The organism is Shewanella sp. GD04112, assembly GCF_029835735.1.
In the GTDB taxonomy this organism is placed as follows: domain Bacteria; phylum Pseudomonadota; class Gammaproteobacteria; order Enterobacterales; family Shewanellaceae; genus Shewanella.
This window is the reverse complement of sequence record NZ_JAOEAL010000001.1, coordinates 4,689,443-4,710,948: the sequence shown is the minus strand read 5'-3', so window position 1 is coordinate 4,710,948 and position 21,506 is coordinate 4,689,443. Positions and strand designations below refer to the sequence as shown.

Genomic DNA, 21,506 nt, shown 5'->3' with positions numbered 1-21,506 from the left:
CTGTAATGCATTATAAACAATCCATCATAGGTCTTGCTATTACTGCACTCATTGTGGTCGCGGGTTGTCAAGTGACACATCAAATAGTCAAAAGCCAAGGCACGGCTCAAGGTAAGCATGGCGAAGTGCAGGTTGAAACGACATTTAAAGACGGTCATATCGTTGCGATTGATGTACTCAAGCAAAAGGAAAATAAAGTTCTTGCGGGAGCAGTATTTCGTGATGTGAAGCAGGCGATTATTGACAATAATTCTGTCGATGTTGACGGTATTACTGGGGCGACAGTGACATCGAATGCACTTAAAGAGGCCGTCAGTAAAAGTATCGAAGCCGCAGGCGTCACATTGGCAGCAGTTGCTGCCGCAAAAAAAACGGAAGCTGTGACACCGACCGAATATACCTATGACGTTGTGGTGATTGGTTCGGGTGGGGCTGGATTTAGTGCGGGCTTAGAGGCTATGGCTGCAGGTCGAACGGCAGTGATTATTGAAAAAATGCCGATCGTTGGTGGTAACTCATTGATTTCTGGCGCTGAGATGAATGTGGCCGGAAGCTGGGTACAGAAAAACATGGGTATAACTGATAGCAAAGAGTTGTTTATCAGCGATACCTTAAAAGGTGGGGACTTTAAGGGCGATCCCGAAATGGTTAAGACCATGGCAGACAATGCCGTCGAGGCCGCAGAGTGGTTAAGGGATTATGTAAAAGTTGAGTTTTATCCCGACCAATTATTCCAGTTTGGTGGACATAGCGTTAAACGGGCTTTAATCCCTAAAGGCCACACCGGTGCTGAAGTGATCAGTAAGTTTTCTATTAAAGCTGAAGAAGTTGGTTTACCCATTCATACCAACACCAAAGCGGAGCGATTACTTCAAGATCAAACGGGGCGGGTTGTTGGCGTCGAGGCGACTCACAATGGTAAAACCATCACTTATCATGCTAAACGCGGTGTGATTGTTGCCACTGGTGGCTTCTCATCAAATATGGAAATGCGTAAGAAATACAACCCTGAGTTAGATGAACGCTACGGCAGTACGGGACATTCAGGTGGTACTGGTGATGGGATTGTTATGGCGGAGAAGATTCACGCGGCTGCTAAAAACATGGGCTATATCCAGTCATACCCTATTTGTAGCCCTACATCAGGTGCGATTGCGCTGATTGCCGATGCACGTTTTTTCGGAGCTGTGCTAATTAACCAGAATGGTGAGCGTTTTGTGGAAGAACTGGACCGCCGAGATGTGATTTCACAGGCCATACTGGCACAGCCAGGACGTTATACCTATGTGTTATGGAATCAAGCTATCGAGGACGTTGCCCATACGGTTGAAATGCACCAAGGCGAACTGAAAGAATTTACCAAAGATGGGCTAATGTACAAGGTTGATACCTTAGAGGAAGCCGCTAAAGTATTTAATATTCCTGAAGATAAGCTATTAGCAACGATTAAAGACGTCAATCATTATGCCGCGACTGGCAAGGATGAAGCCTTTAACCATCGCTCTGGTTTAGTCGATTTAAGCAAAGGACCATATTGGATTTTAAAAGCGACTCCTTCTGTGCACCACACTATGGGGGGACTTGTGGTTGATACTCACACTCGTGTGCTAGATGAAAAAGGAAATATTATTCCTGGTTTGTTTGCCGCAGGTGAAGTGACAGGCTTAACCCACGGTACAAACCGACTAGGTGGTAATGCGTACACAGATATTATTGTGTTTGGTCGTATTGCAGGCCAAGAAGCCGCTAAGTAGAGTATGGTTTGTTGCAAGTAAAAGCGGCCTTTCGGTCGCTTTTTTGCCTTGAAAGAAGGATATTTTACTCATTTATTTGAGCCCTTTATCTGAGCCTGAAAGCGTGATGGATTTTGCAAAATTCCAGAACTTGCTACCCTAGGGACTACAAAGCGCGTGTGAGTAGGAGTATCATACGCCTAATTCTTACTAAAACACTCAGGTATCCCCTGACGGAGCTGGTTTCCATGATTACTATTTCCGATGCGGCTCAGGCCCATTTTGTAAAGTTGTTAGCCGATCAACCTGAAGGCACTCATATTCGCGTATTTGTGATCAGTCCTGGTACCGCACAAGCCGAGTGTGGCGTGTCTTACTGCCCGCCTGACGCTGTTGAAAGCGATGATATTGAATTAGAATTCAATGGCTTTAGCGCTATGGTTGACGAGAAGAGTGCGCCTTTCTTAGAAGAAGCCTCAATCGACTTCGTGACCGACCAATTAGGTTCGCAATTAACCCTTAAAGCCCCTAACGCTAAAATGCGTAAAGTGGCTTCCGATGCGCCTTTAGCCGAGCGTGTTGAATATGTGATCCAATCTGAAATCAACCCACAACTGGCAAGCCATGGTGGTAACATCATGTTGGTTGAAATCACCCAAGAAGGCGTAGCAGTACTGCAGTTTGGTGGCGGTTGTAACGGTTGTTCACAGGTCGATATCACTTTAAAAGATGGTATCGAGAAGCAACTATTAGATATGTTCCCAGGTGAACTCTCTGGTGTGAGCGATGTGACCGATCACCAACACGGCGCGCATTCTTACGCTTAAGCTGGTGTTGAACTTAATAAAAAACGCGACCAATGAGTCGCGTTTTTTTATGGTACTTTGTTGTCACAGTTGGGTTTTCAGGTTGTCGGCTAAAAACTTATCGAGCGCCTTAAAGGTGGTTAACCTATGGTCATTATTGCTTAAATAATGGTCACCATTTTCGAGCTCAATATATTCGACGTTTTTCTTACGTGATTTCAGTTCGTCAAACATTTCGCGACTATGTTGCACCTTAACCACTCGGTCCTTATCGCCATGCAGTAGTAATACCGGGATGGTGATCTTATCGGCTTTACTAACGGGTGAGCGTTCATAGAGGGCGCTAAAATCATCGCCAATTTGTTCTTTAACGACTTCATAATTGGTAAAACGGCGACTGGATTTCACTAGGTAAGCCACATCTGTTACGCCAGCCACACTGACCGCGCAGCGGTACAGATCAGGTGTCATCGCCGCGCCCATTAAGGCGGCATAACCACCATAACTCGCGCCGACGATACAGATACGCTGTGGATCGCTAATCCCTTGATTGATTAGGTAACGTGTTCCATCTTCCACATCGTTTTGCATTTCGAGCCCCCAGCTTTTGAGGCCGGCCTTCATAAACTCATAGCCGTAGCCCGCCGAGCCCCTAAAGTTCATTCGAAATACCGCGTAGCCACGGTTGGCGAAAAACTGCGCCCAATAATCGAAGTCGTTACTGTCGTAACTTATGGGGCCGCCGTGGGGGAAGATAATGGTGGGTAGTTGCTTGGCCTCCAAACCCTTTGGCACTGTCAGGTAAGCATCGATTTTGAGTTTATCCCGCGCTTCGTAGCTCAGATAGTGAGTGTCGGCGAGTTGCTCGCTACTTAGCTGACTATATCTGTCGGCAATCGGAAACAGTGCCTTTTCATCCCTATCGCCGAAGTAATAGGTACCAGGTTGCGTCGAACTGGTGGAGTAGACGATATAGCGGCGTTCATCCGCGCTAAATTGGGTAATGTAGTTATGGGCATTGGGCAATACCGCTTTCAGTCCATTTTGCAGACCCGCATATTCAGGATCCCAGAAGGTATATTCCTCGCCGTCACCTTCACTGATCCCAATGACTTTTTTCTTAAGTTCCGAATAGATGAGATTGCCTTCAACATCGGTATCTTCGTTGGCGTACACTAGCTCCTTAGTGAGCTTAGGATCGGTTAAATTCACCTTGAAGATAGCTTCAAAGCCTTGGTGATAGGCGCGTACGAACAAGATGTTGGGATCCGCATCGAAGCCCAGTGGCCAGACACTCTCATCGGAGAAGGCTTTAAAGGTCCAGAGCAGGCGTGGCTCCGTTTTTTGTTCCGGCTGTTCGTAGATCCTATATTCAGTGTCATCGTTATAGATGGAGATACGCACCTTGTGCTGCCTGTCGGTAATCCAGCCGATGATTTTACGTTTAGAGTTTTGAATAAACGCAGATTTACCCTGAGAGAGATTGACTCTCATTACGCTGTCTTCACCCACTTCTTCGCCCATACCATCGAGGGAGAGCAAGATATTATCAGGGTCATCCGGCATCATATCGATAATCTGTCCCTGATGTTGGGGGATCCAACTGAGTCGGTCGATGACGCTACGGGCGAGCACGCTCGTGGTTTTTCGCGTGGTTAAATCGTACTTCACCAAGCGAGTTTCGGTCGTCGGTGTGCCATAGCGATTTGCCGGAAACTTAGCGCTGATCAGCAAAGTGTTGTCATTTGCCCACTGTAATGACAGCAGGACAAACTTCTGGTTATCGGTATGAATCGCGTAGTCTTTGTTGCCCGTTTCTAAATCGAGAATACTGACCACTGTGCCCTTAAGTTTGGGCTGGTCTACCCGAACGATAGAGGCAATTTTTTTTCCATCGGGCGACAGTTGGACAGAGCTGACATCGGGAATACTGGCAAAGGCCTCGACCGGAAGCTGTGGTACGGTTTGGGCAAGCAGTGGCAGGCTTAGCCACAGGAGTAACAAAGGTAAAATCCTTTTCATAGCGCATCACAATTTTATTACAATAATGACGCGTATCTTAATGGGATAACCTTAAGTAAGCCACTGTCTTTACAGAACTAATTAAGAATAAATGCCTTGCTAAAGCGGTAATGTGTCGCTAGGGTGAGGCTGCGCGTTAGCATAAAGGCCGTCATGGCCGCCCATAGTGCATGGTTAGCCTGCTCGGAAGGTAACAGCGACTGCAGCAAATACCATGCCGGGAAGAAGGCGCCAAATGTAGCGATAATCATACTGTTACGCATCACTTTACCCTTAGCGGCGCCAATATAAACCCCATCAAACAGATAGGAACTAAAAGACCAAAGCGGCAGTAATATCAGCCAAGGCAGATAAATTTGCGCTGTGGTTCTCACCTCATCAATATTGGTTAGCAGCCCGATGATACGGTCGCCGAAAAGATAAAATATCAGACTGAAACCCAATGCAGAGATGGCGGACCAACACCAAGCCAGGAGTACTGCTTCGCGCAGTGGTTGTGTGCGTTTTTGTCCGTAGGCTTTGCCCACTTCCGCCTCGGCATAATAGGCAATGCCATCGAGGGCGTAGGCGATTAATAACAGTAAATTCAATAACACCGCATTGGCTGCGACCGTATTATCCCCAAGGCCCGCACCGTGAAAGGTCATAAAGGCGAAGGCGGCTTGCAGGCACAGGCTGCGGATAAAAATATCTGTATTGAGCCTAAGCAGCTGGCCGTAACCGACAAACGTTAGATGGATACGCAAGTGGCCAAATGTAAACTGAGACGACAGTTTAAGTTGTTGTAATACCATGTAGAGCGCAACGCTAAAGGCGGTGATATCCGCACATACTGAGGCGAGTGCCGCTCCTTTAACGTCCCAGCCAAATCCGATTACAAACAGTACATCGAGGATAATATTGGCTACGTTGGCGAAGATAAGCTGCCACATGGCCGCCTTAGGTTGTTGTCTGCCAAGGAGCCAGCCGAGCATCACTAAGTTGAGCAGGGCGAATGGCGTCGACCAAACGCGGACTTGAAAATATTCTCGGCAATAACGCTCCACTTCGACACTCGCCTCGGAGAGGCTAAGCGATAAATTCAGTATCGGGATCTGCAATAGGATCACCGCGATACCCAGCCCTGTCGCCAACATGGCGCCTTGGACTAGCAATTTTAATTGGGCGTTAAGATCATTTGCGCCATAGGCCTGTGCGACCAATCCCGTGGTCGCCATCCGTAAAAAGCCTAATAACCAAATGATTAATGTGATAATCGTTGACCCGAGTGCAACGCCCCCTAAATAATAGGCGTCACTTAAATGCCCGATGACAGCCGTATCGACTAATCCCAACAGTGGAACCGTGATATTGGATAGGATCATCGGCAGGGCAAGCGCGAGCAGCTGGCGATTCTTGGTGCCATTCAACAGGAGCGCGAGTGCGGTGGATTTTGCGGTAGTCATTGATTTCAGAGGTATTCACATTATGGTTAAACGTGCGTTATTAGCACTCTTAGGGCTGATGACTTTCTCGGCCCATGCTGTGGTCATTTTACAGTATCACCATGTGTCAGAAACCACGCCGGCGGCGACTAGCGTCACGCCTGCACAATTTCGTGAGCAAATGCAGTTTCTGGCGGACGATGGTTTTAAGGTAATCCCCTTGTCGCAGGTGGTTGAGGCGATCAAAAACAAGCAAGATTTACCCGCCAAAACGGTGGCGATCACCTTCGATGATGGTTATCGCAGCATCGCGACCACAGCGCACCCTATCCTAAAGGAATTTGGTTTTCCCTACACCCTATTTGTGGCAATTGAGCCGATTAAACAAAAGTTTACCGAGATGATGGCTTGGGAAGATCTGATTAAGCTCTCCAAGGAAGGGGCCGACATCGCTAACCACAGCTGGGCCCATGAGCATCTGATCCGCAAACTCGACAATGAATCCCAAAGCCAATGGCTAGCGCGAATTAAAGCCAATATTCTAGACACCGAAAACGCGATTCGTGAGGCGACTGGACAGAACTTTAAAATGCTGGCCTATCCCTATGGCGAATACAATCAGGCGATTCAGGATATGTTAACCGACAATGGCTTCGTTGCCTTTGGTCAGCAGTCAGGTGCGGCTGGTCCCTATTCACCACTCACGGCGCTGCCGCGTTTCCCGGTGGCGGGGCAATATGCAGATCTAAAAAGCCTAAAAGCCAAGTTATACAGCCTCAATATGCCAGTGCTTGAGCAAACGCCTAGCGATCCTGAGCTTAAGGGCGGGCATTGGCGCCCCGAACTTAAGGTTAAGCTGGATATGAGCGATATTTCGGCCAAGCAAGTCATGTGTTATATCCAAGGGCAAGGCGCTAAAACACCAACTTGGAACAGTGATAATGAATTTAGTATTCAAGCCGATTTAGCCCTGCCAGCGGGTCGCTCGCGCTACAATTGCACGGCACCAAGCAAGACGCGCAACGGCTATTACTGGTTTTCGCAGGCATGGGTGAGACCCAAAGACGACGGCACTTGGGTTAAAGAGTAACACGTCGGCGGCTATTTAGGTTTGTAGCTTTTAACGATTTTATCGAAGTCGCCGATCAAGGCGTCGTTGAGTACTTGAGGGGCTTTACCTAAGGCTGCGGTGGGTTTAAACACCGCGACCCGCGTGCCTTGGGGAGAAACCAGTACATAGCCAGCACTATGATCGACTTGATAATTATCCCCTTCGCCGACCATGGCATAGGTGAGGCCTAGGCTGCGGGTGAGGGGGAAGATTTGGGTTTGCTCACCCGTCACTGCCTTAAACTCAGGATTAAAGAAATTCACATAGGTGAGGAGTTTCTCTGGGGTGTCCCGCTTCGGATCCACGGATAAAAACACGATTTGAATGGGCGCAATTTTTTTCAGCTCAGGATAGGCGGCGGCGAGCTTGTTTAAGGTGGTCGGGCAGACATCGGGGCAATAGGTAAAGCCGATAAAGAATAGGCTCCATTGGTCATTCAAATTCGCATTGGTAAAGGGTTTCTGCTGTTGATCGACAAGCTCAAAGGGCGCTAGCTCGAACGCCTCGGGAAACAAAAAACCACTCTCTAACTCAACGGGCTTAGGTGGATTGAACTTCACTGCAAATAGTCCGCCCAACCCTATTAATAGAATCGCTATCACTAAAATCTTGTTGGAGATTCTTGTTTGCATATTTTGTCCTTTGACCATGCTCGCCCCATCGCTCGTTGCACATTAAGCCCAAAGATAGTGGTCGAGCAGTAATGCCATGAATAACAACATTAAATGATAAATCGAAAAACGAAACACCTGCATCGCCAGCCCTTCGCTGTCCTGATACTTTAACTGCCACGCTTTATAAATAAATCCTGTGCTGAGCAAGCTTGAGCACACAAAGTAGAGCGGTCCACTCATCCCGACTAGTACGGGCAATAGACAAGCCATCGCCAGCAAAATCGTATAGAGCAAGATACAGGTCTTAGTAAATTCTACCCCATGGGTCACGGGCAGCATGGGAATATCCACTTTGGCATATTCTGCGCGTCTGTGAATCGCCAGAGCCCAAAAATGCGGCGGCGTCCACAGGAATATGATGATGACGAGCAATAGCGCATGACCATGGAATTGATTTGTCACCGCCGTCCAACCCAAGAGCGGCGGCATCGCACCCGCTAAACCGCCAATGACAATGTTTTGTGGCGTGGCCCGTTTTAAATAGGCGGTATAAATCAAGGCGTAACCAATCAAGCTGGCAAAGGTCAGCCAAGCGGTGAGCGGATTAGTAAAAACATAGAGGATCACAAAACCTAGGCAGCCTAAGAGTGCCGCGAACAACAACGCCCTCGTCGCCGAGACTCGGCCTTTGGGCAGTGGTCGGTTATAGGTGCGTGCCATCATGCCGTCGATTCGCCTATCAATCAGATGGTTTAAGGCGGCGGCCGAACCTGCCATCATGGCGATGCCGAGTAGGCCTGCTACTAAGGGTTTAACTGGCAGTATGGTGGGCATGGCTAAACACATACCGACTAAGACGGTGAGCAGCATTAAGGCCACTACCTTAGGTTTGGTCATCTCGAAATAGGCACGCCAAGCCAAATGCACACTGGGGTGACTGCTGATAGAGAGTGGTTTTGCCATGATACATCCCCCGATAATTAAGGTGCCCTGCGCCAAAGGAAATAGTTAATCGCGACTAAGGTGAGTAGTAACAGTGCCGCGCCGCCATTGTGGGAAACGGCAATCCCTAGTGGTAAATGCATTACCACGTTTGAAATCCCTAAACTGACTTGCAGTATCACTAAGGCGACCAACAATAGGCTTAGGGCCTTGAGCTGAGTGCTGAAAAATAACCGATAGGCGAGCAACAACAATAGACTGGCGGTAATGATGGCGCCAACACGGTGGGCGATATGAATGGTCATGCGGGCATGGTAATCCAATACGCCAAATTCAAAGCTTGGGTGTTGCCCTTGAAAAGGGGAAAACGCATCGGCAATGGCGAGATTATCCATCCAATTGCCTTCACAAATCGGCAGAGCCGTGCAGGCGAGGGCGGCATAGTTGGAGGAGGTCCAAGCGCCGAGCATGATTTGACCTATCAACACCACCAGACTCAGCAACGCCAGTTTCGGTAAGTGTTTACTCTGGCCGAGAAATTTAAGGCTCGTGCCTATCCGCGAACCATGGGAGCCATTAAATCCTGCGCCCGCAACACGCTGATTGTGAATATCCGCGGTTTCGAAAATTCGCCTCGGACGTGTTCGCAGATACAGCAAGAGCAGGAGCGAGAGCAAGCTAAAGCCGCCAATTAAATGGGACATCACAACTATCGGCATTAATTTCATTGTCACAGTCCACATCCCCAAGGCCGCCTGAAAGATGATGAGTAACACTATGGCTAAGGGCAGCTTTTTTGGGGCTTGGGATGTTTTCAAGCAAAGGATCAAAATCAGTAACACTAGTATGCCCAAGGCGCCCGCGATATACCTGTGGATCATCTCGAGCCAGGCTTTTTCGGGATGGATATCGTGGTCTGGAAACAGGGTTTGGGCATGAGAGATTTCATGGTCGTGGGTGGGCACTTTGATATGGCCGTAGCAACCGGGCCAATCTGGGCAGCCAAGTCCCGCGTCCGAGAGCCGAGTGTAAGCCCCCATTAAAATCACTAACAGGGTAAAGACTATAGTGACGCGTAGGAGCCAAGTCAGTTGCATTAGTCTACCCTCGATAGTTTTAATAACTTACGGAGATCCGCGACCAAGGCCTTACCCTGAGCTAAATGTGCCGCCTTGCCTTGTACTTGGGGATAACGCAGCACGAGTGCGCCGAGTGGATCGACAATAATCAGCTGCTGTTGGTCAAGCCAATGGCTGAGGCTTTGGCTGGCGGGCTGAGTGTTGAAGTTAAAGCTGCTTAATGCGCTTAAGTCACTGTCTGGGTTTACAAGAATAAGCGGTTCGACACGAGCCTGATCTGGCCCTAAGGCGGTATGGCTCTGACGCAGGATATACAAGCGCTCGCGGCAAGCCTCATCGCACTTTGCGGGCAATAAATACAGCAGTTGCCATTCCTTAGGCTGAGGATTGTTAAGGCCAAGACTGGTATAACTGGTTTCTGGGCTAATGAGCTCACCGTGGTTGGTGGAACCGCCTTGATACCAATGCATGCTCAGCACTAACTTAGCGATGACCACAGGCGCGATAAAGGCCAGTAGTAATAACCCCAATGCGCGGTATTTGGCTGTTTGTTGGGAGTCCATATTTGCTCCTCTTATTGTCCCTAATGCTTTGTTTTATTGTTTTTTATTAAAATCTTGCTTGTATCTGTTACTCGGTCTTAGTCGCTTCCTTATCGGCTCGATGTAGTTGTCGTGATTTTTTGAGGTATTTTGCTCCTTGCCAACCCATCAGCCCAGCAAACACAGTTGCCATGGCAAACCATTGCAATGCATAACCCCAATGTTTTTGGGCCGAGAGCGGGAAAGGTTGCCAAGGGTGGGGCAAGGCCTGCGCAGGTTGTAATTGGGGTAAGGCATCGGGTTGTAACACCGCAGGTAGAATGGGATGCCCTAACATTTGTGCCATCTCGGGTAGATTGAGATTTTGAAACCGAATCCGTTCACCTTGTTCCGTGGTGAAGGGTTCTGCCAATAAGTGATGGCTCAAGGGATTAATCTGTTTTTGATAGAGGCGGCCCGTAAGAACCTGTTCACCGACTATGGGGCTGACTTCGGGCAAGGCATCTCGGTGGGATTTAGCGGCGATAAAACCGAGTTCGAGTAACAGCCAAGGTTGTTCAGCATCGTTTGCCTGATTTTCAGGAGATATTTGCAGCAATTGAAAGGCGAGATAGCCCACTTGCCCTTGATAGACCTGATTGTCGAGTAACCAGATTTGTGGATTAACGGGGCTGGCTTGAACCTCAAGGCGATAGCCAGTAACGCCGCCTTTAGCCAATTCAGCGATGAGCTGCTCAGGATTGAGTGCGGCAGCGGATTGTCTGGCCTCCATTTGTGCGAGTAGTTCGGTTTTTTCCGCGGCCCTATCCATTTGCCACAAACCCAGCTTGACCAAAATCACGAATACCACCACAGTCAATATCAGCAGTAACAACATTGCCCTATGCACCCAAATGTATCTTGGCAACCCCATTAATTTGGTCAGCAAAACATAAGGATAGCGTATGAACATCCCGTTCATTTTTAAGTGTGTTTTAGTACTGCTGTTACTGTTTATCATTTTTAACCTAGGCAGAGCCTTAATCATTATGGTTAAAGGTGACGATCAAACCGCTGATCACCCTGTGCCTATGAGCCGGTATTTGGGCCGTAGGGTGATGTTTTCTGTACTAGTGATCCTGCTCTTGCTGGTGGCTTTGGGGACTGGACTACTTGGTCTTAATCCCACGCCTTAAGCTTTCAACTTATTGTTTTAATGAATATTTAAAGCACATAAACAAAGATAAATAGGCAGAGCCAAACTACGTCGACAAAGTGCCAGTACCAACTGCCCGCTTGGAAGGCAAAATGCTTATCCGCACTAAAGTGGCCTTTTAACACTCTGAAAAACAAGACTAATAGAAAGATAGTGCCCAAGGTGACATGCATGCCGTGGAAACCCGTCAGCAGGAAAAAGGTGTTGCCATACACGCCCGAGGTGAGCGTTAGCCCCATCTCATGGTAGGCATGGCTATATTCCTCCGCTTGCAAAGCAAGGAAGCTAATTCCCAACAAAATCGTGAGCCCAAGCCAGAGGGTGATGGCCGAACGCTTACCTTTTTCTAAGCTGACATGGGCAAAATGCAGCGTGACTGAGGAGGTTAGCAGCACTATGGTGTTGACTAGCGGTAGTCCATTCCATGGCATGGCTTCGGTTTTGGTGCCATCTGGCGTGGTGACGAGTGGCCAAACGGCTTCGAACTGTGGCCACAGGACTTCGTGGGTCATGGCATTGTTGGAGGCACCGCCTAGCCAAGGCACAGCGACCATACGGGCGTAAAATAAGGCGCCGAAGAAGGCGGCAAAGAACATCACCTCGGAGAAGATAAACCAGCTCATGCCTTGGCGAAACGATCTATCCATCTGATGGGAATAGAGGCCCGTCATCGATTCTTTGATCACGGTTCTAAACCAACCAACCAGCATAAACAGGATGACGGCTATGCCTGCCAGTAGAATATAGCCGCCACCCGAAGCGCTAGATTTGAGTTGATGTACAAAATGTCCCGCCCCAAAGGCAATTAAAAACAAGCCGATAGCACCAACAATCGGCCAAGCACTCTGGGCGGGGACGTAGTAAGTCTCATGTTTAGTGGTCATTTTGCAGCTCCTTGCTCTATGGCAGACGCTAACTGCTTGTCGGTAATGTCGTAGAGGGTGTAAGAGAGGGTTAAGGTGTGGATAGACTCGGGTAATTGAGGATCCACGAAGAAGATCAACGGCAGCTCGGCGCGACTCGCGGCGGCTAAGTGTTGTTGGTTAAAACAAAAACATTCGGTTTTATTGAAATAAGCCGCACCTTGTCCGGGCGAAATAGAAGGAATCGCCTGGCCAACGATCGCTCTGTTAGAGACATTTTGCGCCAGGAATGCCGTGTGAATGAGTTCTCCCGGATGCACTTCGAGCCGTTTCGTTTGTGGCTCAAATTTCCACGGCATGCCGGTCTGCACCTGCGAGATAAACTCCACCGTTACCACGCGGTTCTTGTCCACAGTGATCGCTTGATAACTGCTGGCAGTATTGGAGGTTTTGCCATTAATCCCCAGTTTTTCGCACAACACATCGTAGAGCGGCACTAAGGCGAACCCAAAGCCAAACATCCCAAGGCAGCCCAGCACCAGCAGGCTGATGAGCTTACGGTTGGACTTGATGTTGGGCTGATGGGGTTGGCCTTGCATGTTATTTCACCTCGGGTGGCGTGGTGAAAGAGTGGTAGGGGGCAGGGCTGGGTAGGGTCCACTCTAAGCCTTCGCTGCCTTCCCAAGGTTTGGCGGGCGCCTTTTCACCGCCCCGAATGCACTTAATCACCAGCACGAGGAAAATCAGCTGAGAAAGACCAAAGGCAAAACCCCCAATCGACACGATTTGGTTTACATCGGCAAATTGAATCGAGTAATCGGGAATACGCCTTGGCATACCCGCAAGACCTAAGAAATGCATCGGGAAAAACAACACATTGACCGAAATCACCGAGCACCAAAAATGCCACTGGCCGAGCTTTTCGCTGTACATATGGCCGGTCCATTTTGGCAGCCAGTAATAGGCCGCCGCCATGATGGAGAAAATCGCACCAGTAACCAACACGTAATGGAAGTGAGCCACCACAAAGTAAGTATCGTGGTATTGGAAGTCGGCTGGCGTGATGGCGAGCATCAGGCCAGAGAAGCCGCCAATAGTGAACAGGATAATAAAGGCCACCGCGAACAACATTGGGGTTTCAAAACTCAATGAGCCGCGCCACATGGTCGCTACCCAGTTAAACACTTTTACCCCAGTCGGCACGGCAATCAGCATAGTGCAGTACATAAAAAACAACTCAGCAAACACAGGCATGCCGGTGGTGAACATATGGTGCGCCCACACGAGGAAGGACAGAATCGCAATACTCGCCGTGGCATACACCATGGATGAATAGCCGAATAATGGTTTACGGCTGAAAGCTGGAACAATGGCGGAGATAATGCCGAAGGAAGGCAGAATCATGATGTAGACTTCGGGGTGACCGAAGAACCAGAAGATATGCTGGAACATCACAGGATCACCACCACCTGCCGCCTCGAAGAAGCTAGTACCGAAAAACTTATCGGTTAACACCATAGTGACGGCGCCAGCGAGCACAGGCATAACGGCGATCAGCAAGAAGGCGGTAATCAGCCAAGTCCAGACAAACAGCGGTAACTTCATCCAGGTCATGCCGGGAGCGCGCAGGTTGACTATGGTGACGATCACGTTGATGGCACCCATGATCGAACTTATCCCCATGATATGAATAGAGAATACAAATAATGCTGTGCTGTCAGGGCTATAAGTGGTCGAGAGTGGTGCGTAGAAGGTCCAACCGAAGTTAGGGCCGCCGCCTTCCATAAACAGTGAGCTCAGTAAAATAGTAAAGGCGAAGGGCAGGATCCAGAAACTCCAGTTGTTCATCCGTGGAAGCGCCATATCTGGCGCACCAATCATCATCGGGATCAGCCAGTTAGCCAGCCCTGTAAAGGCCGGCATCACGGCGCCGAATACCATGATTAATCCATGAACTGTGGTCATCTGGTTGAAGAAGTTAGGCTCAACGAGTTGTAATCCTGGCTGAAAGAGTTCGGCGCGGATCACCATAGCCATCGCACCACCGGTTAAAAACATTATGAAACTAAACCACAGGTACAGGGTGCCAATGTCCTTGTGGTTGGTGGTGAGTAACCAGCGCATGATGCCTTTAGGTGCACCGTGATGGTGTTCATCATGGGCGGCAATTTGATCTTGAGTCAGTGTGCTCATCTTAATCCCCTACTGTCCATGGCGAGCAATATCAGCGGGTTGCACTGTATCGCCAGTATTATTGCCCCACGCATTGCGCTCATAGGTAATGATGGCGGCAAGCTGTTGTGGCGTTAGTTGTGTGCCAAATGCCTGCATCGCCGTGCCCGGTTTACCGTGCATCACAATGTCGATGTGATTGGCGACCGGACCCGTTGCAATAGCGCTGCCAGCAAGGGCGGGGAAGGCGGGAGGCATACCTGCACCCGTTAGCTGGTGGCAGGCGGCGCAAATCGTGGCATAGGTCTTTTCCCCTTCGGCCATCAGTTCATCATGGCTAAGCGTGGGAAGACTCGCGGGGTCGACACTGGCGACGGGTTCTGTCGCTGGCTTTGGCGCATCGGTGGTTGCTGGAGGCGGAGTCGTTGCTACTGGTTCGCTATTGGTGCCTCCGGATTTATGGGCATCAACGTCTTTGGCTTGCACCGCATCCCCCGTGTTATTGCCCCACGCATTACGCTCATAGGTAATCACGGCGGCAATCTCTTGGGTCGTTAATTGTTTGCCAAAGGCTTGCATGGCCGTACCCGCTTTACCATTGAGCACTATTTCAAGATGGCCGCTCAGTGGTCCGGTCGCAATCGGGCTGCCTTTGAGGTGCGGGAATACTCCTTGTAGACCTTCACCGTTGGGTTGGTGACAGGCCGCGCAGTGACCAAGGTAAACTTGCTCACCCTGAGCCATCAGCTCTTCTTTTGTCAGTGTTTGCGATAACGCGGCTTGTGCGGCTTGCGCTGCGGCATTGGCGGCTTGTTTTTGTTCTACAACCCAAGCATCGAACTCGGCTTCGGGTAATGCCTGCACCACTATCGGCATAAAACCATGGTCTTTACCGCAAAGCTCGGCACATTGGCCACGGTAAATGCCGGGTTTGTCGATACGGGTCCATGCCTCGTTAATAAAACCTGGGTTAGCGTCTTTTTTAACCGCAAAGGCGGGCATCCACCATGAGTGAATGACATCCTCTGAGGTCATTAAGAAGCGGATTTTACGATTGATGGGTAATACTAGGGGTTTATCGACCTCGAGTAAGTAGTGCTCTCCCTTGGCTTCACTTCCTTCGATTTGAGGTCTTGGTGTTGCGAGAATGCTGTAAAAATCAATATCTTGATCGAAGTAGCTATAATGCCATTTCCATTGAGAACCTGTGACTTTTACCGTGAGATCGGCATTACTGGGATCTTCCATGGCAATCAGAGTTTTCGTGGCGGGAATCGCCATTAAGATCAGAATGACAAAAGGAATAATCGTCCACGCGATTTCGACTTTTGTGCTCTCATGGAAGTGAGACGCGACCGCGCCCTTGGATTTTCTGTGGTTGATCATGGCATAAATCATCACGCCAAAAACCACTAGGCCTATCGCGCAGCAGATATACAGAATCGTCATGTGTAAGTGATAAACCTTGCCACTGATTTCTGTTACGCCGGGGGTCATGTTGAACCGCATGTCCGCTGCGGCCAACGGTGGGGCGAATAGCACCACGAGTAAACAATACAACCATTGCTTCACAAGACTTCTCCTCTGCTAATTGCGAATAGCAACTACAAAGAAGAGCAACACAGTAAGTCTCAACTCTATGCAAACTCTTCAGTTCCCAAAAAAGCTTCTCTGACTTCAACGTGCGTTGGCGGATTACTTTTGATTAAGTATTGTTACTGCTGGTATTAGCCACACTGGCACATACTGCTGAATAAACCCATTATTCTCGATTTTTGTGGGCAAGAGATATTCGATAAATCGTCGATATTTTTTGCCTAAATGGGCGATATATTATGCTCGCCTGAATCAAACATACTTGCTGTTTAAAAATTGATCAAGATCACTTCTTTTTCTAATTGTCTGAAAAATTGCCAAAAAAAAAGCCCCACATTCACAGGTGAGGCGGCTTTCAAGGCTAAATACGCAGTGCAAAAATTTTAATGAACAGAGCTAAAAAAACTACCTTGGGCAAAGTGAGCAGGTTGCTTGAGTGTCGCGTCCGTAGGTGAGTGATTTACGACACCTTCTAGCACGATTCCCATGGCGCGGGCGCTCTTGGCCACAATTTGCAAACGACGATTGTCGCGGGCATCGAGTGAGTGGATCCAAGTAATTACTGCGCTGGAAGTGCCGCTAGTTAAGGCTTTTTCCATGGCCCACAGGGTTTCCACTTCATCTTTCGCATGGACTAAGAGTATGCGATCCATACGCACGCCGGCGCTGGCCAGTAACTGCTTGTAGCCAATACTGGGTGGGTTGATGAGCACGACCCAGCGGCCTTGTTGGCTCAATTGTGCCAATTGTTTGCTAAGTTGCATTAGCTCTTGGCGCCCTTGGCTCTCGGTGGGCATAGTGATGATAGGCGTATGCTGCCAGTCTGTATCGGTTTCGCGTACCGCATCGAGCCATAAACCGGGGTGACGCGGGGCATTACCTAGTAGTTTGTTCATAGCCAATCTCCATTGCGGATCACCCCTACGGCGAGCCCTTCAATTGTTAGACTTTGGAAACTTAAATCGACTTTAATCGGGGAGTAATCTTCATTTTCAGCATGTAGATAAACGAGATTCCCTTTCTTTTCAAAGCGTTTAACTGTTACATCATCGTCAACGCGAGCAACAACTACTTGGCCATTGCGCGCTTGCTGTACCTTATGAACGGCGAGCAGATCCCCTTCGAGGATACCGATGTTCTTCATACTGTCGCCTCTGACGCGCAGCAAGAAATCGGCGGCTGGGTGGAACATGCTGGGGTCGACTTGATAATACTGTTCGACATGCTCTTGGGCGAGGATAGGTTCGCCCGCAGCCACTTGACCAATCAGTGGTAAGCCAGATTCGCTGTTATCTTCTTCCTCAACTGGGAGGCGGATCCCGCGGGAAGTGCCAGGCATGATCTCGATGCAGCCTTTTTTCGCCAATGCCTTAAGGTGTTCCTCGGCGGCATTTGCACTTTTAAAACCCAAACGGGTGGCGATTTCGGCCCGGGTGGGTGGCATGCCAGTCTCGGCAATATTACGTTTAATCAGCTCTAAAATTTCGGCTTGGCGTGGCGTCAACGGTCTCATGTTCTTTCCTGTTTTTCTATACAGTTACTGTTAGTATATACAGTATTATTCGTAGTGCAAGTATTAACCACTTTTTAACGCGATTGGAGAGTATTAGCGAATATTCCCTAGAATCTGGTATTCTATGGGGCTAATGAACGTACTTACATTGCATAAGAATAATGCCTAAACAAGACTCTCTTTGGTTGAAATCATTACGCTGGATCCAAAAACACTTAGTGCACACTATTGTTGTGCCGCAGGATCCCTTTGCCGATCTGAATCTGGACGCTTCCAGACCGCTTGCTTATGTAATGAAAACAGAATCCCTGAGTGATATTGCTGCGTTAAGCGAAATCACCACTAAGCTGGGTTTGCCAAGCCCCTATGAGCCGCTCGTGGTAAATGGCGTTGTCGCGCCCCGCGTCGTTTGCCTCGAAGGCCGTAAGCCTTTGTTTGGCGAGCGTGCCAGTAATGAGCCATTCCTCGAATGTTTTATGCGCCTGTTGGCCGTCCATAAGGAAAAGCCAGAGTTAGATATTCAGCTGGTGCCTGTGAGTCTGTATTGGGGCCGTACTCCGGGTAAAGAAGACGACACCATGAAGGCGGCTGTTCTTGAGCGCGAGAATCCAACTTGGTTACGTAAGTGCTTGATGATCTTATTTTTGGGTCGTCATAACTTTGTGCAGTTTTCTAATGCGGTATCGCTGCGTTACATGGCCGACGAACACGGCACCGATATGGGGATTGCCCATAAACTGGCGCGGGTGGCTAGGGTGCATTTCCGCCGCCAACGCAAAGTGATGACAGGGCCTGTGTTGCCGAATCGTCAGGCAATGTTCCACTCCCTGCTGAAATCCGAATCCTTACGCAAGGCTATTCAGGAAGAAGCGGCGAGTAAGAAGATTTCCGAAACCCAAGCCCGTGAAACAGCAATTGAATATCTTGATGAAATTGCAGCGAATTATTCCGACAGCCTAGTGCGTATTGCTGAGCGTTTCTTAACTTGGTTATGGAACAAGCTCTACAGCGGTATCAATATCAAAGGTGCCGAGCAAATCCGTCAGCTGCACCATGATGGTCACGAGATTGTTTATGTACCTTGCCATCGCAGCCATATGGATTACCTGCTGTTATCCTACATTCTGTATTACCAAGGCATGGTGCCACCGCATATTGCGGCGGGGATTAACCTAAACTTCTGGCCTGCGGGACCGCTGTTCCGCCGTGGTGGCGCTTTCTTTATTCGCCGTAGTTTTAACGGCAATAAACTTTATACTGCCGTGTTCCGTGAATACCTCGATCAGCTGTTTGCTAAGGGATATTCGGTTGAGTATTTCTCTGAGGGTGGCCGTTCTCGCACCGGTCGTCTATTGGCGCCGAAAACTGGCATGATCGCCATGACGATCAACAGTGTGCTGCGTGGTATCGAACGCCCTGTCACCTTAGTGCCTGTGTATTTAGGCTACGATCACGTGATGGAAGTGGCGACTTATCATAAAGAGTTGAGCGGTAAGAAAAAACAGAAAGAATCTGTATGGCAAGTTTTTGGTGCTATTCGTAAATTAGGTAATTTTGGCCAAGGTTATGTCAACTTTGGTGAGCCGATTACACTGCAAAACTTCTTGAATGAAACCGCGCCTAACTGGCGCGCTGAAGTGGCCGACGATCCCGAACAAAAACCGACTTGGTTAACCCCTGCGGTGAACGTGTTAGCGAATCGTGTGATGACCCGTATTAACGATGCTGCCGCCGCCAGTTCTATCACCTTGACGAGCTTAGTGCTATTGGCGTCGGAGCAAAATGCCCTAGAGCGTTGTTTGCTCGAGCGTCAGTTAGATTTGTACCTGACGCTGCTTAAGCGTGTGCCTTACACTTCGTTTACGTCGGTGGCCGAAGGTGATGGCAAGCACTTAGTGCAACAAGGTTTAGAGCTGAATAAGTTCTCCATCAATGCCGATCCTCTGGGTGAGATAGTATCTATTGACGCGAATCAAGCGATTTCAATGACTTACTATCGTAACAATATCATCCACTTATTTATTATTCCGTCGTTGATTGCTAGCTGCTTAACCAACAATAAGCAGATTTCAAGAGCCTATATCCTAGGGATTGTGAGTGACTTCTATCCGCTACTGAAGGCGGAGTTATTCATGGGTATCAAGGACCTCCCAAGTTATGTGAATCAAGTGCTGGATCTGTTTATTGAGCAGGGTCTAGTGCAGGAAAGCGATACGCTGTCGGTGGTGACCGAGCACACCAGCCAAATGTTGTTGCTGGCCGGAAGCGTTAGCGAAACCTTGCAACGCTATGCGATTATCTTCAATCTGCTGGCCCACAGACCTAAGATGGAGCGTTCGGAGCTGGAGTCTGAAAGCCATCTGCTTGCCCAACGTTTAGGGGCGCTGCATGGAGTTACCGCGCCAGAATTCTACGACAAGAAACTCTATAACACCTTGAGTGTTAAGCTTAAAGAGTTGGGTTATTTCTCCGAGAAGGAAGATAAATCCGACGTTGAACGCATTCGCGATCAAGCCAATAGCTTACTCAGAGCCTCAGTGAGACAAACCATAGTTGCGAGCGTGACCGCGGAGCATATCGTTTAATGGCTAACCATATGAATGCGGCGAAGAATAAGCCAGTGGGCAAGTCCTTGCTCGGTGGTGCCATGATTATTGCCGGCACCACAGTCGGGGCGGGGATGTTTTCTTTACCCGTTGTGGGCGCTGGCATGTGGTTTGGCTACTCGGTACTGATGTTACTCGGTATTTGGTTCTGCATGTTGATGTCGGGATTGTTACTGCTCGAAACCAACCTGCATTTCGAACCGGGAGCGAGTTTCGATACCCTGACCAAGGAAACCCTAGGCCAGTTTTGGCGGATCGTGAATGGGGTATCGATTGCCTTCGTGCTTTACATCTTAACCTACGCCTACATCAGTGGCGGCGGCTCGATTGTTAACCATAGCCTACAGGGTATGGGGATAGAGTTACCCCAGAGTGTTGCTGGATTAGTATTTGCGGTTGTGCTCGCCTGTATCGTGTTGATCAGCACCAAGGCTGTCGATCGCATTACGACCATAATGCTCGGCGGTATGATTATCACTTTCTTCCTCGCGATTGGTAATTTACTGATCGAGATCGATGTGACTAAGTTGCTCGAACCGGATGGCAATCAAAGCTTTATGCCTTATCTGTGGGCTGCTTTGCCCTTTGGCTTGGCAAGTTTTGGTTATCATGGCAACGTGCCGAGTCTGGTGAAGTACTATGGCAAAGATTCATCGACCATCATCAAAGCGATTTTCGTCGGCACTTTCATCGCACTGATCATTTATGCCTGCTGGTTAGTCGCCACTATGGGCAACATTCCCCGCAGCCAATTTAGTGAGATTATTGCCCAGGGTGGCAATATGGGTGTGTTAGTCGGTGCCTTGTCGAAAGTGATGGAAAGTAGCTGGTTAAACAGCATGTTAACCCTGTTTGCTAACTTGGCTGTGGCGTCTTCATTCCTTGGCGTGACCTTAGGCTTATTCGATTATTTGGCCGATTTATTCGGGTTCGACGATACGCGCTCGGGGCGGATGAAAACGGCAATTGTCACCTTTGTGCCGCCGACCATATTAGGTTTGCTGTTCCCCGATGGTTTTTTGGTTGCCATTGGTTTCGCAGCCTTAGCGGCAACCGTTTGGGCCGTCATAGTGCCCGCTCTGATGGCCTATAAATCGAGACAGCAGTTCCCTAACCATCAAGGTTTTAGAGTCTTTGGTGGCACGCCCTTAATTATCCTTGTGGTGCTATATGGCGTGGTGACAGGGGCTTGTCATCTACTCGCGATGGCGAATTTATTGCCGCAGTTCTCCTAAGTATTTCGCCTACGAATCAAGCCCTCAAATTGAGGGCTTTTTCTTTATATTCA

General features: G+C 48.9%; 19 protein-coding genes. 6 read left to right on the top strand and 13 right to left on the bottom strand.

The window, feature by feature from the left end; translation table 11 throughout:
- Positions 1-5: 5 nt before the first annotated feature.
- Entirely contained in the window at positions 6-1,754 is a 1,749-nt protein-coding gene (gene urdA / locus N7386_RS20675) for a urocanate reductase (protein WP_089068798.1), read from the top strand.
- Positions 1,755-1,981: 227 nt separating this feature from the next.
- Positions 1,982-2,560 carry a Fe-S biogenesis protein NfuA gene (nfuA, locus tag N7386_RS20670; protein ID WP_011624525.1) on the top strand — a complete coding sequence of 193 codons (579 nt, stop codon included), beginning with the start codon at positions 1,982-1,984 and terminating at the stop codon, positions 2,558-2,560.
- A gap of 63 nt (positions 2,561-2,623) precedes the next feature.
- On the opposite strand, the gene N7386_RS20665 is transcribed toward nfuA, so the two are convergent.
- Together N7386_RS20665 and N7386_RS20660 are read right to left on the bottom strand one after the other, a co-directional pair.
- Positions 2,624-4,561 (bottom strand): S9 family peptidase, encoded by a 1,938-nt coding sequence (locus N7386_RS20665; RefSeq protein ID WP_279770754.1) that lies wholly within the window; start codon positions 4,559-4,561, stop codon positions 2,624-2,626.
- Between the two features lie 77 nt (positions 4,562-4,638).
- Entirely contained in the window at positions 4,639-6,006 is a 1,368-nt protein-coding gene (locus N7386_RS20660) for an MATE family efflux transporter (protein WP_011718719.1), read from the bottom strand.
- 22 nt (positions 6,007-6,028) lie between these two features.
- On the opposite strand from N7386_RS20660, the gene N7386_RS20655 reads away from it, so the two are divergent.
- Complete coding sequence (locus N7386_RS20655) at positions 6,029-7,075, top strand: polysaccharide deacetylase family protein (RefSeq protein WP_011718718.1); 1,047 nt, start codon at positions 6,029-6,031, stop codon at positions 7,073-7,075.
- Between the two features lie 11 nt (positions 7,076-7,086).
- Here N7386_RS20655 and N7386_RS20650 read toward each other — a convergent pair whose 3' ends face one another.
- The 5 genes from N7386_RS20650 to N7386_RS20630 all read right to left on the bottom strand — a co-directional run bounded on the left by N7386_RS20650 (position 7,087) and on the right by N7386_RS20630 (position 11,273).
- Positions 7,087-7,716, bottom strand: coding sequence for an SCO family protein (locus tag N7386_RS20650; RefSeq protein ID WP_166485393.1), 630 nt, complete (start codon positions 7,714-7,716; stop codon positions 7,087-7,089).
- 54 nt (positions 7,717-7,770) lie between these two features.
- Complete coding sequence (gene cyoE / locus N7386_RS20645) at positions 7,771-8,673, bottom strand: heme o synthase (protein WP_011718716.1); 903 nt, start codon at positions 8,671-8,673, stop codon at positions 7,771-7,773.
- A gap of 17 nt (positions 8,674-8,690) precedes the next feature.
- Positions 8,691-9,749, bottom strand: coding sequence for a COX15/CtaA family protein (locus tag N7386_RS20640; RefSeq protein WP_279770750.1), 1,059 nt, complete (start codon positions 9,747-9,749; stop codon positions 8,691-8,693).
- Entirely contained in the window at positions 9,749-10,294 is a 546-nt protein-coding gene (locus N7386_RS20635; protein WP_011718714.1) for a hypothetical protein, read from the bottom strand. Before N7386_RS20635 ends, N7386_RS20640 begins: the two co-directional genes overlap by 1 nt.
- Positions 10,295-10,361: 67 nt before the next feature.
- Positions 10,362-11,273: an SURF1 family protein gene (locus N7386_RS20630; RefSeq protein WP_279770748.1), complete on the bottom strand. Its 912-nt coding sequence runs from the start codon at positions 11,271-11,273 to the stop codon at positions 10,362-10,364.
- Here N7386_RS20630 and N7386_RS20625 point away from each other — a divergent pair.
- Complete coding sequence (locus tag N7386_RS20625) at positions 11,218-11,448, top strand: DUF2909 family protein (protein ID WP_041412864.1); 231 nt, start codon at positions 11,218-11,220, stop codon at positions 11,446-11,448. The two genes, N7386_RS20630 and N7386_RS20625, sit on opposite strands and share 56 nt — an antisense overlap.
- Before the next feature lie 28 nt (positions 11,449-11,476).
- Here N7386_RS20625 and N7386_RS20620 read toward each other — a convergent pair whose 3' ends face one another.
- From N7386_RS20620 to lexA, 6 genes are all read right to left on the bottom strand, one after another.
- Positions 11,477-12,352, bottom strand: coding sequence for a cytochrome c oxidase subunit 3 (locus N7386_RS20620; protein ID WP_089068792.1), 876 nt, complete (start codon positions 12,350-12,352; stop codon positions 11,477-11,479).
- The gene (locus N7386_RS20615; protein ID WP_011624514.1) at positions 12,349-12,930 is read right to left on the bottom strand and encodes a cytochrome c oxidase assembly protein; all 582 of its coding nucleotides are present in this window, start codon (positions 12,928-12,930) and stop codon (positions 12,349-12,351) included. Before N7386_RS20615 ends, N7386_RS20620 begins: the two co-directional genes overlap by 4 nt.
- Before the next feature lies 1 nt (position 12,931).
- Positions 12,932-14,524 carry a cytochrome c oxidase subunit I gene (gene ctaD / locus N7386_RS20610; RefSeq protein ID WP_011624513.1) on the bottom strand — a complete coding sequence of 531 codons (1,593 nt, stop codon included), beginning with the start codon at positions 14,522-14,524 and terminating at the stop codon, positions 12,932-12,934.
- Positions 14,525-14,533: 9 nt separating this feature from the next.
- Positions 14,534-16,075 carry a cytochrome c oxidase subunit II gene (gene coxB / locus N7386_RS20605; RefSeq protein ID WP_089068791.1) on the bottom strand — a complete coding sequence of 514 codons (1,542 nt, stop codon included), beginning with the start codon at positions 16,073-16,075 and terminating at the stop codon, positions 14,534-14,536.
- 407 nt (positions 16,076-16,482) lie between these two features.
- Positions 16,483-16,995: a SulA-like leucine-rich domain-containing protein gene (locus N7386_RS20600; RefSeq protein WP_089068790.1), complete on the bottom strand. Its 513-nt coding sequence runs from the start codon at positions 16,993-16,995 to the stop codon at positions 16,483-16,485.
- On the bottom strand, positions 16,992-17,612 hold the full coding sequence (gene lexA, locus N7386_RS20595; RefSeq protein ID WP_011624510.1) for a transcriptional repressor LexA: 621 nt from the start codon (positions 17,610-17,612) through the stop codon (positions 16,992-16,994). Before lexA ends, N7386_RS20600 begins: the two co-directional genes overlap by 4 nt.
- Positions 17,613-17,773: 161 nt before the next feature.
- Between lexA and plsB the strand changes: the two genes are divergently transcribed.
- Positions 17,774-20,197, top strand: a complete 2,424-nt coding sequence (gene plsB, locus N7386_RS20590) for a glycerol-3-phosphate 1-O-acyltransferase PlsB (protein ID WP_089068789.1) — start codon at positions 17,774-17,776, stop codon at positions 20,195-20,197.
- Complete coding sequence (gene mtr / locus N7386_RS20585; RefSeq protein ID WP_011624508.1) at positions 20,197-21,453, top strand: tryptophan permease; 1,257 nt, start codon at positions 20,197-20,199, stop codon at positions 21,451-21,453. The genes plsB and mtr overlap by 1 nt, the downstream gene beginning before the upstream one ends.
- Positions 21,454-21,506 lie beyond the last annotated feature (53 nt).